Source organism: Collinsella ihumii (assembly GCF_030385545.1).
Lineage (GTDB): Bacteria > Actinomycetota > Coriobacteriia > Coriobacteriales > Coriobacteriaceae > Collinsella > Collinsella ihumii.
This window is the reverse complement of the sequence record NZ_JAUEIQ010000007.1, coordinates 1-12,517: the sequence shown is the minus strand read 5'-3', so window position 1 is coordinate 12,517 and position 12,517 is coordinate 1. Positions and strand designations below refer to the sequence as shown.

Annotated in this window: 10 protein-coding genes; 3 read left to right on the top strand and 7 right to left on the bottom strand. The window is 64.3% G+C overall.

Annotated features, from left to right (window positions below):
- Window positions 1–66 precede the first annotated feature (66 nt).
- Window positions 67–1,170 carry a plasmid pRiA4b ORF-3 family protein gene (locus tag QVN30_RS07420; RefSeq protein ID WP_289835954.1) on the bottom strand — a complete coding sequence of 368 codons (1,104 nt, stop codon included), beginning with the start codon at window positions 1,168–1,170 and terminating at the stop codon, window positions 67–69.
- A 385-nt stretch (window positions 1,171–1,555) separates the two neighbouring features.
- Here QVN30_RS07420 and QVN30_RS07415 point away from each other — a divergent pair, with 385 nt between their 5' ends.
- Entirely contained in the window at window positions 1,556–3,022 is a 1,467-nt protein-coding gene (locus tag QVN30_RS07415) for a hypothetical protein (RefSeq protein ID WP_289835953.1), read from the top strand.
- Window positions 3,023–3,131: 109 nt separating this feature from the next.
- Here QVN30_RS07415 and QVN30_RS07410 read toward each other — a convergent pair whose 3' ends face one another.
- Both QVN30_RS07410 and QVN30_RS07405 read right to left on the bottom strand, forming a co-directional pair.
- Window positions 3,132–3,980, bottom strand: coding sequence for an N-acetylmuramoyl-L-alanine amidase family protein (locus QVN30_RS07410; RefSeq protein ID WP_289835952.1), 849 nt, complete (start codon window positions 3,978–3,980; stop codon window positions 3,132–3,134).
- 140 nt (window positions 3,981–4,120) lie between these two features.
- Window positions 4,121–5,638, bottom strand: a complete 1,518-nt coding sequence (locus QVN30_RS07405; protein WP_289835951.1) for an S-layer homology domain-containing protein — start codon at window positions 5,636–5,638, stop codon at window positions 4,121–4,123.
- A 390-nt stretch (window positions 5,639–6,028) separates the two neighbouring features.
- Here QVN30_RS07405 and QVN30_RS07400 point away from each other — a divergent pair, with 390 nt between their 5' ends.
- Both QVN30_RS07400 and QVN30_RS07395 read left to right on the top strand, forming a co-directional pair.
- Window positions 6,029–6,280, top strand: a complete 252-nt coding sequence (locus tag QVN30_RS07400; protein ID WP_158095696.1) for an AbrB/MazE/SpoVT family DNA-binding domain-containing protein — start codon at window positions 6,029–6,031, stop codon at window positions 6,278–6,280.
- Complete coding sequence (locus QVN30_RS07395; RefSeq protein WP_087200473.1) at window positions 6,281–6,610, top strand: type II toxin-antitoxin system PemK/MazF family toxin; 330 nt, start codon at window positions 6,281–6,283, stop codon at window positions 6,608–6,610.
- Between the two features lie 82 nt (window positions 6,611–6,692).
- Here QVN30_RS07395 and ilvC read toward each other — a convergent pair whose 3' ends face one another.
- The 4 genes from ilvC to ilvD all read right to left on the bottom strand — a co-directional run bounded on the left by ilvC (window position 6,693) and on the right by ilvD (window position 12,058).
- The gene (gene ilvC / locus QVN30_RS07390; protein WP_066833871.1) at window positions 6,693–7,688 is read right to left on the bottom strand and encodes a ketol-acid reductoisomerase; all 996 of its coding nucleotides are present in this window, start codon (window positions 7,686–7,688) and stop codon (window positions 6,693–6,695) included.
- 154 nt (window positions 7,689–7,842) lie between these two features.
- Window positions 7,843–8,334, bottom strand: coding sequence for an acetolactate synthase small subunit (ilvN, locus tag QVN30_RS07385; protein WP_229254328.1), 492 nt, complete (start codon window positions 8,332–8,334; stop codon window positions 7,843–7,845).
- Complete coding sequence (gene ilvB, locus QVN30_RS07380; RefSeq protein ID WP_353738981.1) at window positions 8,331–10,397, bottom strand: biosynthetic-type acetolactate synthase large subunit; 2,067 nt, start codon at window positions 10,395–10,397, stop codon at window positions 8,331–8,333. Before ilvB ends, ilvN begins: the two co-directional genes overlap by 4 nt.
- Window positions 10,394–12,058, bottom strand: a complete 1,665-nt coding sequence (gene ilvD / locus QVN30_RS07375; RefSeq protein WP_289835950.1) for a dihydroxy-acid dehydratase — start codon at window positions 12,056–12,058, stop codon at window positions 10,394–10,396. Before ilvD ends, ilvB begins: the two co-directional genes overlap by 4 nt.
- Between the last annotated feature and the right edge of the window lie 459 nt (window positions 12,059–12,517).

The following is a 12,517-nucleotide window of genomic DNA, read 5'->3' as shown; positions in this document are numbered from 1 at the left end:
CCGTTTCCCCACGAAGGGCCGCGAACATTTCTGCTCGCGGCCCTTCGCTTGTCCATGCGGAGTGTTTTACCTGTTCCTGCGGACGACCTCTTTCATCCATCTTTCCCGATCCGCATCGAAGCTCTCTGCAAGTTCACGCTGTTTTGCCGCCAAATCGAACGGAAACGCCATCTGGGACTCCGCCCATGCGAGCATGCTCTCATGGTCCGGGTCTTTGGGGTTTGCGACAACCTGCAGGAATCTCTCGAAACCGCCCGGGCCTCCTACATCCTCGGGAGGCGCGTCGCCCGCTCCGTCGACGAGCCGCGGTACGGCGAGCTTGCTGTTGGAGATGGTTTTGACGACCTTGACCTTGTGCTCCCAACCGTCGCCGTAGTCATAGTCGTAGCGTGCGGTGCGCGTGCGCGGGAAGACGTCGCCCAGCCTGATGCCGGCTGCTTCGATGACGGCGTATTCTGCCGGCTCAAAGACTTCGAGCGAGGGATCGAGAAAGCACGCTTCCTCGATATGCAGCTTCTGGCCGCGCGCCGTGGTCTTGAAGCTGAACAGGTGCTCGTCGTACCAGTTGAAGATACGCTGGATGACCACGTGCAGATCGAGAAACGTGGCTGTGGCGGGAATCTCGATTTCGCGCCAGCAGGGGTGGAGCCCCTCGAGGTCGAGTTCGATGCGCACACGGAACGCGCGGGCGTCGTTTTCGCGACGATTCGCCGCGGGGTCGAACGGGGGTCGGTCTTCCATGCGGATGGGCGGACAGGGGTCGAAGGAGCTCGGCGCTGCCGGGCGTGCCGGTTGCTCCGCTTGCGGATGGTTCGCGTCGTGCCCGCCATCCACAACCGTGAACCCAGGGCGCGACAGGGATTCACCCTCTCCACCATGTGCGTACTCCGGGGCATGGGGGTTCCGAACGGATTCGAGCAGCGTCATGCCGATGCGCGCCGCCATCACGTCGCCGAAGAAGAAGCCGTCGGCGGTGAGGTCAAGCCTGCCGGTCTCACCTTTCCATTCGACGAGGCCCTGTTGGATGAGCGACGCGATGGTGCTGACGTCATAGCTTGTCGATGCGACGTAGCGCGAGGTGCCCTTATCCTTCTCGTGCGTGCAGGTGAGGCGCATGAGCGCGAGCGTGAGCATCTCGATGACCGCCTGGTCGAAATCTACCTCGTTCATGAAGTCGTTCGGTCCTTTGGGTGCCACGGTACCGCCTCGCTTTAGCATTCCCGGTTTTGCGCTGATGCCTGCAGTATACGGTATGGCGCATTCGCGGACTGTCCGTGCAACGAATATTCCTGGCTGCAGAAGGCCGAGGCGTTGCCATGCAGAAGCGTTCGATTGGGTGGTTTCCATGTGGATTCGTGTGCTCGGCTTCCTGCGTTGTGCCGAGCTTGATCGTCTCGACGCGTCGCGTACGTGCGCCGACGGGAAGTTTATCCGCTCCTGTTCGGGAACCTGTCGGATGCTCGTCAGGGAGCACGGGTTTTGCGCTGGAGGGTGTCGAGTACCTCTGATGGCACGCGCGTGCATCCGGCATGCGCCTATCAGAAGGAGGAGCACCATGAGCTGCCAACCAACGCATCTACGCCATCAATCGGCATCCAACGGTGTCGGCACGCGCTTGCCGCCGGGGGTGCATCGCGGCGCTCTTGCCGGTCTGACCGGGGAGGAGCGCGAACGGGCTATCATGGAGCATCATGATAGGTACCGCAGTTCATCTGAGCCGGAAACGTATAGGAATAGGAAGCGGTCGTTATATGGATATCATCCTACTCCGGTTGGTGTGCGGAACGTTGGCTGCGTGCCCGATAGCACGTTTGCGAGTTGTCTGCAGAAAGTCAGCAAGGACACCATCGTCCGCCTGCTCGGCGCCATGGGCGTCCGCCGTGTGTCCGCGTTGCGCAAACAGCAGGTTGTCGAGCGGCTGCTGCAGGAGATCGATAAGCTGCCGCAGGCGATCGAGGCGATGCTGACAACGAGTACGGACAGCGAGTTCGAGGGCTTCAAGCTCCTCATGGAGAAGCCTGACGGCATGTTCGTCTTTACCGAAGACGACGGCGTAAGGATCGATGGCCTGGCATCGCTTGAGCCCCTCATCTGGGTGTTCCACTGCAAGGGGGCCTATCATGCCATAATGCCCCAGGAGGTATGGGGCGCCGCCCGCTCGGTCGATATGGAAAAGATTCAAGCGTTGCGCGATCGCAAGTGGCAAGTTCCCGTTGCCGCAGAAGTGCTTCGCGAGTTTTGCGGGGTTGCCTCTATAGACGATGTCATATGGTGCTGCAAGGAGCTGTACGGGTTCGAGCCGAGCAAGCAGGATGTCGTGACAAGCCTGAGGTCTCATTCCCTGGGGCGTAGTGATTGGGAGTGCGGTAGCGCACGATATTACTATTGCTGGCCGAATGATACGCCATCTGAAGACGGCTTTGTCGTCCACCGTCACCTGACGGATGCCTACGCGGATGACGTTGCGAGAAGTCGCGCCAACTGGCATCGCCGTGCGGTCCCGTATAGAGCCCGGGTTGCTTGGGCAGACGGGGAGCCGGCAACGTCGGACTACGCTTCATTCCAATCAAAGGAGCGCTCGGCACGAGACGGGCTGATTCGGAGGTTGCTGAGCGATAGGAGTCAGGGGATCGTGCCTGCTCATCCGGTGTTCGATTCGGCACTTGCGAGTCTGGGAGCTCCCCGTTGGGTGGGAAGTTTGCCGGAGATGGTCGCCGTCATCTCCTGGCTGGACGAGCATGTGCCAAACGATAAGGACGATTACGAATATGCTGATGACATTGCGGATGCGCTCGTATACGGCAGGCATGATTCGCCCAATCCGTTCTATATGCTGCAGATTGCCTGGCAGCACGGTCTATTCTCCCACACGTACGATTCCGGAGAGCTCATCAGGTTGCTCGTCGACCTTGAGAGCGTGCTGCCCAGCTGGAGGCTGAACGGCTGGTCGCCGCGCGCATACCATGAGTGGCTTGCCGAGACGAAGGCCGATGCGACCGAAGAGGTCGACCGCGCCGCATAGTACTTGTGTGCAGCGACCGTCTGTTGGCGGATGAGAAAAGCGCGGGCCCCGATGCCATATAGCATCGGGGCCCGCGTCTGAAGATCGCGTCGGAGCGTATCGGGAGATGTTACGGCCTGCAGTTCTTGCAGGGTTCGTATCCTGCCGCGATAGCGGCGTCGCGCGACATGGCGCGCACGCTGTGGCCTGAGGTCGACGGGCACGAGGCGCGATGGAACTTCTTGCCCGACGGCGTGACGTAGACGGTTTCCACCGCAGGCTCGCTTGGCTGCTCGGGCTGCGTCTGCTGCTGGAGCGCGCCGGTAGCGGGATCGAAGTAGTAAGACGTGCCATCGATGGTTCGCCAACCGTAAACCATGCGGCCTGTGGTCGTGTCGTAGTACACGCGCTTGCCGGGAAGGTCCTTCCAGCCGTACTGGACCGCGCCCGTCGTATCGTCGAAGTACATCCAGCCCGGCTCGTCGCCGTGGGAGCCGTCTATGTAGCGCTCGCCGTGGGCCATCTGGCCGGTCGTGTAGTCGTAGAACACCCACTTGCCGCCGTTGGAGGGCACGTAGGTGAAGCCCTTGAGCATCTCTCCGGTCACGGGGTCGAAGTAGTACCAGCCGCCGTAGCGGAAGTCCTCGCCCTTGACCATGTGGCCGTCCGCGTCGTAGCGCACCCACTTGCCGCGGGAGCGGTCGTCGTTGGAGACCGGCACGAAGACGTCCTTGTCCCGGGCCATGGTCCCGTCGGCGTCGAACCAGTACCACGCGTTCGACTCGGGGTCGTAGACCTGCTTGTCGCGGGCCATGACGCCGTCGTCGTACCAGTAGCGCTCGCCGCCCACCTCGTCCCAGCCGTTCTGGGGCGCGGCGAGGGCGACGGCGGGCACGGCGGTCATCGCCACCATGCAGAGCGCCATCAGGCATCCCATCACGCGCGTCTTTACAGATCCGAACACATGCCGATTCTGCATCCCTGCTCCTTTCTGACCAAATTGCCCCGATCCTTCCGTCACCGGGTTTGCACGGTACGTTCTATTATAGGACCCCCGCATTGCGCATATCATGGGCGGGCCGAACGGTAACAATGGCACCGCGTGCTGGCAGGAAGCCGCTAGATGATGGCCAGCTCCTCGATGGCGCGGACGATGAACGCGCCGCCTTCGGCCCTCGTGCAGGGGTCTTGCGGGCGCAGACGCCCGCCACTGCCCACGATGAGACCGATCTCGAGGCTCTCGAGCATGCTGCCGCGCGCCCAGGACGACGTGCCGGCGCTATCGGCGTACGAATCGAAGAGCGCTTGCGCGTCGCGGTCGACGTCGATTTCCGTATCGGTCATGCGCAGCAGCATGACCACGATCTGCTCACGCGTGACCGGGTTGTTCGGTTTGAACCGGCGTCCCTCGGCCGTATCGACCCCTGCGATGAGCCCGGATTCAATAGCCCAGTTCGCGGCGCCGGTGTACCACTGTCGGGACTCGACGTCGGGCATGCCCGTCTCGTTTACCGTGTTTTCCTGTCGGTAGGCCGCGCTGGCGGTGGGCTCGAGGTATCGCCACATGATGGTGGCGAACTGCGCGCGGGTGAGCGGATCGTTGGGCGCGAAGCGCGTCTCGCTCACGCCCAGGATGAGGCCGTGCTCCACCACGTACTCGATAACACCGCTGGTCACGAACCAATCGTCTGCCGTCATGTCGCGGAAGCGGTACGGGGGCTCGACGGGGCCGTCGTAGGAGACCCAGCGCCAGTTCTCGTAGCGGGTGTCGGTGCAGGATGGGGTCGGCGTCCAATCGTGGTGACCGCGCCCGCGCGTGCGCATCGTGGCATCCGAGAGCATGAAGTAGGTGGTCTCCACCGCATCGTGGAACCCGCCGTCCTGACCGGTGCTGAAGCTCACGGGATCGTCCCACGTGACGTCGACGTGGTAGTTGTTGCCGTATATCGTGACGACGTTCCAGGCGTGGTTCATGGCGTCCGACGAGACGATGGTCGAATCGATCCCGACCTGTTCAAGCAGATACTCGTATGCCTCGGCATATCCGTTGCAGACTGCCCGCCCGAGCACGAGCGCGCCGTAGGCGGTGTATGACTCGGCGGGGATGGTGCCGGCAGCGTAGTTGTGGTAGTCGTAGACGCATGTGCGGACCAGATAGTCGTGCAGGGCCTTCGCCTTGTCGTAGTCCGACTCCATATTGTACCCGACCCAGGTGAGCGCCTCATCCACCGCTGCGGCGAGCTCGGTGCGCATCGTCTGAATCTGCGACGTGGGCCAGTCGTAATGGAGCTCGATGTTCGTCACTGCGCCGTCGATGTGCCAGATGGTGACCGTGCCGAGGTAGAACAGGTCGTGCCGGGTGTTCCGGACGAGCGCGATGGCGCTGTGGACCTGTTCGAGCGTGGCGCCGTAGGAGGAAAGATCGAGGCCGTCCTGCAACGCGTCGACCCCCTGCGCGATCGCTCGGGCGAGCTGTTCCTCCTTGGTGTCGAGCATCTCGATGGAGCCCTCGCGTGCGGCAAGGTCGCGAAGGATGACGATTTCTGCCTGCGGCGTCTGCCCGCAGGCGATTGCGGGCTGCGCACAGGCGAGCAACAGCATGATGGCGAGCACGAACCGAGACAGCAACCGTGACATGACCCGACCTCCACGGAGACGCTTCGTTCAGTGTTGCTTCCATCATATGTCCCGCGGGCAGTCTATGGGGTGTCAAAAGATTTCAGTCGGCGAGTGGCAGGGCAGGGCCGCATGCGGTTTCTCTGATGATGGCGCGGCGGTTGCGGGGACGAGGCGCGTCATGGGTCCCTTCGGGCGCGTATCGCTTCTGCGTGCCTGCCGTGTCGGGAAACGGGAAGATGGTGCCCGGTGGACTGTTTGGCGCATGTGGGGCTTCAAGGGACAGGTTCGTGTTCAAGGGGAGTAGTCTCGTCTGGCTCTATCGCGACAACCGGAAGGGGACGCACTATGCCTGCACAAACGGCTATACTAAGTCTAAACAACACCTTCGATGTTGGGAGGCCGATACGCATGCCGACTTCGACATTGACCAAATGGGGCAACAGTCAGGGGATCATCCTGCCCAAATCCATCTGCGAGGCCCTGGGCCTGTCCTGTGGCGACAAGGTCGACCTGGAGGTTGCAGACGGCGAGCTCCGCGTGCGCCCGGCGCGCAAGTCCTACACGATTCAGGCGCTGCTCGCCGACTACGACGGCCCCGGTCCCGAGCCCGTGGACTACTGGGAGGGCTGGGGAGGCCCCGTCGGTAAGGAGGTGTGGTAAATGAATTACCGGCAGGGGGATATCGTCTTCGATCGTTATCCCGATCCTATTGGGCATGATCCCGCGGGGTCGCGCCCCGCTCTTGTCGTGAGTGACGATTTCTTCAACATGTCTACATCGATGACGCTGCTGTGCCCTATCACCTCATCCGCACATGTCTTTCCGCTTCATATCGACCTGCCGTCCGGACTGGGCGTGAGCGGAAAAGTCGCCACCGAGCAACTCCGTGCTTTTGATTTGAATCATCGCTCACCGAAGGTCATCGACCATCTCGACCCGGCGTCGGAGACGATGCGCGCTGTGCTGGAGTGCGTGAAGTCTTTCTTCTGAGCGGGTATCGGGCGCAAAAGCGGGAGCCCCGCCTTCCCAAGGGGAGGGCGGGGCTCCTGTCATGCGGCGATATCGCGCTGCCTTACTTCTTGATCCAGCTGAACATGGAACGGATCTTCTCGCCGGTCTTCTCGATCTCGTGCTCGTTGATCTTCTCGCGCTGCTCGAGCAGCCACTTGTGGCCGTTGGCGCAGTCGTCCACGAACTCCTGGGCGAAGGAGCCGTCCTGGATGCGCGCCAGGATCTGCTTCATAGCCGCGCGGCTCTCCTCGTTGATGACCTTCGGGCCGGCGTAGTACTCGCCGTACTCCGCCGTGTTGGAGATGGAGTAGTTCATGAAGTGGATGCCGCTCTCGTACATGAGGTCGACGATCATCTTCATCTCGTGGTAGCACTCGAAGTACGCGAGCTCGGGCGGATAGCCCGCCTCGGTCAGGGTCTCGAAGCCGGCCTTGACGAGCTCGACGAGGCCGCCGCAGAGCACGGCCTGCTCGCCGAACAGGTCCTCTTCGGTCTCCTCCTTGAAGGTGGCCTTGATGATGCCGGAGCGGGCACCGCCCACGCCCCAGCAGTAGGCGAGCGCGATATCCCAGGCGTTGCCGGTCGCGTCCTGCGCCACGCAGGCCAGATCGGGCACGCCGGAGCCCTCGACGAACTGGCGGCGCACGATGTGGCCGGGGCCCTTGGGCGCGCACATGATGACGTTCACGTCCTCGGGTGCCTTGATGTATCCGAAGTGGATGTTGAAGCCGTGGGCGAAGGCCAGGGTGTCGCCGGGCTTCAAGTGGGCGGCGATGTGGTCCTCGTAGACCTTGGGCTGGGTCTCGTCGGGAACGAGCATCATGATGATGTCGGCTTCCTCGGCAGCGGTGTCCATGTCGCAGACCTTGAGGCCGGCCTCCTCGGCCTTCGCCCAGGAGCTGGAGCCCTCGCGCAGGCCGACGCGCACGTCGCAGCCCGAATCGAGCAGGTTGAGCGCATGGGCGTGGCCCTGGGAGCCGTAGCCGATGATGGCGATCTTCTTGTCCTGGATGACCTTGGGATCGCAGTCGCTCTCGTAATAGATCGTAACAGCCATGGTTGTTCTCCTTAAGGTTGGTGGCTGGTGTTACCTGGTGATGCGCCGTGGACTTTTCGGGACAGGTGCTTTTTTCTCATGTCCCGAAAAGCGCTGGCATTACGGTGTCCATTCGGGACATGAGAAAAAAGCACCTGTCCCGAAAAGTCCATGCCTATGAGTCGCGGGCGCCGCGGCTCATCGCGATCTTGCCGGTGCGGGTGAGCTGGCGGATGCCGTAGCTGCGGAAGAGGTCCTCCATGGCGTCCAGCTTGCTCTGGGTGCCGGTGGCCTCGACCGTGAGCGAGTTCTTGCCCACATCGACGATGTTGGCGCGGAAGATGTTGGCGATCTCGATGATCTCGTGGCGCCGGTCGGGGGTCGCGATGACCTTGAACAGCACGAGCTCGCGCTCGATGGCGTCCTCGAACGTGAGGTCCGAGATCTTGTAGACGGAGACGAGCTTGTGCAGCTGCTTGGTGATCTGCTCGTAGCCCACCTCGTCCGCCTCGACGATGATGGTCATGCGGCTCATCGTGACGTCCTCGGTGGGCGCGACGGTGAGCGAGTCGATGTTGAAGCCGCGGCGGGAGATGAGGCCGGTGACGCGCGAGAGGACGCCCGGCTTGTTCTCAACGAGGACCGACAGGATGTACTTCACGGTCACTCGCCTCCTTTCTTGCCCGATTCGTCCGCAACGAAGTCGGCGGTGGCGCCCGCCACGCGCGTGTCGGCGTCGGTGTCGGATAACGGCAGGGGCTCGGCCACGGTGCCCGCGGTCTTGCCGGCGGGGCTCATGCCCTTCTCGGTCACGCGCACGCCTCCGAGCGTCACGTCGATGGCGCCGATGATGTCGTCGATGGCGGCACCCGGGGCGACCATGGGGTAGACGGTCTGGTTGGTGGGGATGACCACGTCGAGCAGGTAGGGGCCCTCGGATGCGAGCATGCGGTCGAGGGCCGCGTCGACCTGGTCGGGATGGTTGATGCGCTCGCCCTGCCAGCCGTAGGCCTCGGCCAGCTTGACGAAATCGGGGTTCGCCGTGAACTCGGTGCACGAGTAGCGCTCGTGGTAGAACAGGCGCTGCCACTGGTGGACCATGCCCAGCGCGTTGTTGTCGATCAGCAGAACCTTGACGGCCACCCCGTTGCCGATAGCGGTCGCCATCTCCTGGATGTTCATCTGGATGCTGCCATCGCCCGCGATGCAGACGACCTGCGCGTCCGGGCGCCCGATCTTGGCGCCGATGGCCGCGGGGAACCCGAAGCCCATGGTGCCCAGGCCGCCGCTCGAGATGAACGTGCGCGACTCCTCGCGATGGATGTGCTGGTGCGCCCACATCTGGTGCTGGCCGACCTCGGTGGTGACGACGCTGGCGTGCGGGTCGAGCTTGGCGGACAGCTTCTCGAGCACGATCTCGGGGGCGATGCGGTCCGGGTAGTCGGCGAAGTCGGTCGTGTAGAACGGCCAGCGCTCGCGCCATTCGTAGCAGGTCCGGACCCATTCGTCCGAAACCGGCTCGGCGCCCACCTTGGCGATCCGCTCGTTGATGGCGGCGACGACCGCGCGCGCATCGCCCACGATGGGGACCTGCGGGTCGCGGACCTTGCCGATCTCGGCGGGGTCGATATCGATGTGGATGACCTTGGCGTGCGGCGCGAACTCGGAGAGCTTGCCGGTCACGCGGTCGGAGAAGCGCGCGCCCACGGCGATGATGAGGTTGCACTCGGTCATGGCCATGTTGGCGTACTTGGAGCCGTGCATGCCCACGGGCCCGAGGTTCAGCGGGTTGGAGCAGGGGACGGCCGCCTTGCCGATCAGCGTGGTGACCACGGGGATCTGCATGGTCTCGGCGAGCTCGACGACCTCGTCGCACGCATGGCTCGTCACGCAGCCGCCGCCGACCAGAAGCAGCGGGCGGGTGCTGTGTGCGATGAGCTCGACCGCCTGGCGCACCTGCTTGGCGTTGCCCTTGTACGTGGGTCGGTAGCTGGGGATATCGATCTTGTCCGGGTAGTGGAAGACCATCTGCTCGCCGGCGAGGTCGCTTGGGATGTCGATCAGCACGGGACCCGGGCGCCCCGTCGAGGCGATGTAGAACGCCTCGCGGAACGTGCGCGTGAGGTCGTCGTTGGACTGCAGCAGGAAGCTGTGCTTGACCACGGGCATGGTGATGCCCACGATGTCGGCCTCCTGGAAGGCGTCGGTGCCGATGACGCCGCGCGTGACCTGGCCGGAGATGACCACGAGCGGCACGGAGTCCATGTAGGCGGTGGCGATGCCCGTTACCGTGTTCGTGGCGCCCGGGCCGCTCGTCACCAGGACCACGCCCACGCGACCGGTCGCGCGCGCATAGCCGTCCGCCTCGTGAACCGCGCCCTGCTCGTGGCGGGCGAGGATGTGGCGGATCTTGGTCGAGTCGTACAGCGCGTCGTACATCTTGATGGCCTGGCCGCCGGGGTAGCCGAAGACCGTGTCGACGCCCTCGGCCTCGAGGCTCGCGATGATCGCCTGCGCGCCGGTCATGGTCTTGCCCTCGTGCTCGGTGCCGCTGCCCGGGCCGAAGGGCTCGCCGGAGATGGCGCGCGCCTTGCGGGCGAGCCTCGCCTCGCGGCTCATGTCGGTGACGCGCGCGGCGCCGCTGGCGCTCGAGCAGCGGTGTTGGCGGATGTCGTCGGGCATGTCTGGCGTTCGCGGGCTGCCCGCCAGGGGCATGGTGCTGTTCGTCATGAGAGGTACGCCCCCTTGTCTGCGCTGGTGACGAGCTTCGCGTAGCGCGAGAGCACGCCGGTGGTGTACTTGGGCGCGGGCGGCTGCCATGCGGTGCGGCGCGCCTCGAGCTCGTCGTCGGACAGGCGCACGTCGAGCTTGCCCGCCTCGATGTCGATGTCGATGATGTCGCCTTCCTGGATCAATGCGATGGGGCCGCCCGCTGCGGCCTCGGGGCTCACGTGCCCGATGCACGGGCCCTTGCTCGCGCCGGAGAAGCGGCCGTCGGTGATGAGCGCCACGGACTTGTCGAGGCCCATGCCGCAGATGACGCTCGTGGGCGTGAGCATCTCGCGCATGCCCGGGCCGCCGGCGGGTCCCTCGTAGCGGATGACCACGACGTCGCCGGGGTTGATCTTGCCGCCGAGGATGGCCTCGCAGGCGGTCTCCTCGGAATCGAAGACGCGGGCGGGACCGGAGTGCCTGTACATCTCGGGCGCGCAGGCGCTGCGCTTGACGACGCCGCAGTCGGGTGCGAGGTTGCCGCGCACGACCTTGAGGCCGCCGATGGGGGAGTAGGCGTTCTCGACGGTGCGGACGATCTCGCCGTCGGGCTCGGGGCACGCCTCGATCCAGTCCCTCATGCACCCGTGGCACGTGCAGGCCTCCTCGCGCAGCAGCCCCGCGCGGCCGAGCACGCCGATGATGGCGGGGATGCCGCCCACGGCGTTCAGGTCCTCGATGTGCAGCGGGCCCGCCGGCGCGATGCGCACGATGTTCGGGGTCTTGTCGGACACGCGGTCCCAGTCCTCCATCGTCACGGGGCAGCCCGCCGCGTGCGCGATGGCCGTGAGGTGCAGCATCGTGTTCGTGGAGCCGCCGAAGGCCATGTCTAGTACCATGCCGTTGTAGACGGAGGCCTCGTTGATGATGTCGAGGGCACGGATGCCCTTGTCGAGAAGCTCCATCACCTTCATACCCGTGCGCTTGGCCAGGCGGATGCGCTCGGAGAATACCGCGGGCACGGTGCCGTTGCCGGGAAGGGCGAGACCCAGCGCCTCGGCGAGGCAGCAGATGGAGTTCGCGGTGAACATGCCCGAGCAGCTGCCGCAGGTGGGGCAGGCGGTGTTCTCGAGCCATGCGCATTCCTCGGGCGTCATGGTGCCGGCGGTGACCTGGCCCACGGCGTCGAACAGGGTGTTCAGGTCGGTCTGCTTGCCGCACTTGTCGCGCCCGGCGAGCATGGGGCCGCCGGAGACGAGCATGGTGGGGATGTTCAGGCGGCACGCGGCGATGAGCATGCCGGGGACGATCTTGTCGCAGCTGGGGATGAGGACCATGGCGTCGAACTGGTGGCCCTGGATGGCGCATTCGACCGAGTCGGCGATGACCTCGCGGCTCGTGAGGGAGTAGCGCATGCCCTCATGGTTCATGGCGATGCCGTCGCACACGCCGATGGTGTTGACCTGCAACGGCGTTCCGCCTGCGAGCCGTACGCCCGCCTTGACGGCGTCGGCGATCTGCTGCAGGTGGATATGGCCGGGGATCACTTCGTTTTGGGCGGACACGACCGCGACGAGCGGTCGCTCGAGCTCCTCGTCGGTCAACCCGTCGGCTTTCAGAAGGCTTCTGTGGGGCGCTCGCGCCAGCCCCTTCTTGATGGCATCGCTTCTCAGTTGCATCCGTCCCCCTCGCTATCGCAGTGTTGGATACCAGGATGTGCGAAGACGGAGGTGCTACCCTGCAAGGATGCCTGTCACGGTGGCTTCCGGCGCGGCGTACTTGCGTCTCATGCGGATGCGGGGATCGCCCGTCCGCCGATACGCGTTCGGCTTGGCTGCTCGAGGGTATGTTCCCGACCGCACGCCACGGGTTCTCACGCTGCCCGCTCGCTGTGGTGCGTCCGTCCGGTACTCGCCCTGTCGTCGCATTTCCTAAGTTACTCTACTATGCTACAGTGCGACCTGCGCAAGCAAGCGATTTTTTGTAAACATCTCGTTACTCGGCCAAAGACCCCGCACAGCCGGTAAACGGCCTCATGCAAATCGGGGACGTACCTGCCGCGTGCATGCATGCACGCGGCAGGTACGTCCCCGATTTGCATGAGGTGGGGAGGGGCGGGGGGGCGGGGGGGCCGGGCG

Coding starts and splice junctions, on each gene's coding strand:
- QVN30_RS07420 (WP_289835954.1), bottom strand. CDS start 1,170: ATGAACGAGGTAGATTTCGACCAGGCGGTCATCGAGATGCTCACGCTC.
- QVN30_RS07415 (WP_289835953.1), top strand. CDS start 1,556: ATGAGCTGCCAACCAACGCATCTACGCCATCAATCGGCATCCAACGGT.
- QVN30_RS07410 (WP_289835952.1), bottom strand. CDS start 3,980: ATGCAGAATCGGCATGTGTTCGGATCTGTAAAGACGCGCGTGATGGGA.
- QVN30_RS07405 (WP_289835951.1), bottom strand. CDS start 5,638: ATGTCACGGTTGCTGTCTCGGTTCGTGCTCGCCATCATGCTGTTGCTC.
- QVN30_RS07400 (WP_158095696.1), top strand. CDS start 6,029: ATGCCGACTTCGACATTGACCAAATGGGGCAACAGTCAGGGGATCATC.
- QVN30_RS07395 (WP_087200473.1), top strand. CDS start 6,281: ATGAATTACCGGCAGGGGGATATCGTCTTCGATCGTTATCCCGATCCT.
- ilvC (WP_066833871.1), bottom strand. CDS start 7,688: ATGGCTGTTACGATCTATTACGAGAGCGACTGCGATCCCAAGGTCATC.
- ilvB (WP_353738981.1), bottom strand. CDS start 10,397: ATGACGAACAGCACCATGCCCCTGGCGGGCAGCCCGCGAACGCCAGAC.
- ilvD (WP_289835950.1), bottom strand. CDS start 12,058: ATGCAACTGAGAAGCGATGCCATCAAGAAGGGGCTGGCGCGAGCGCCC.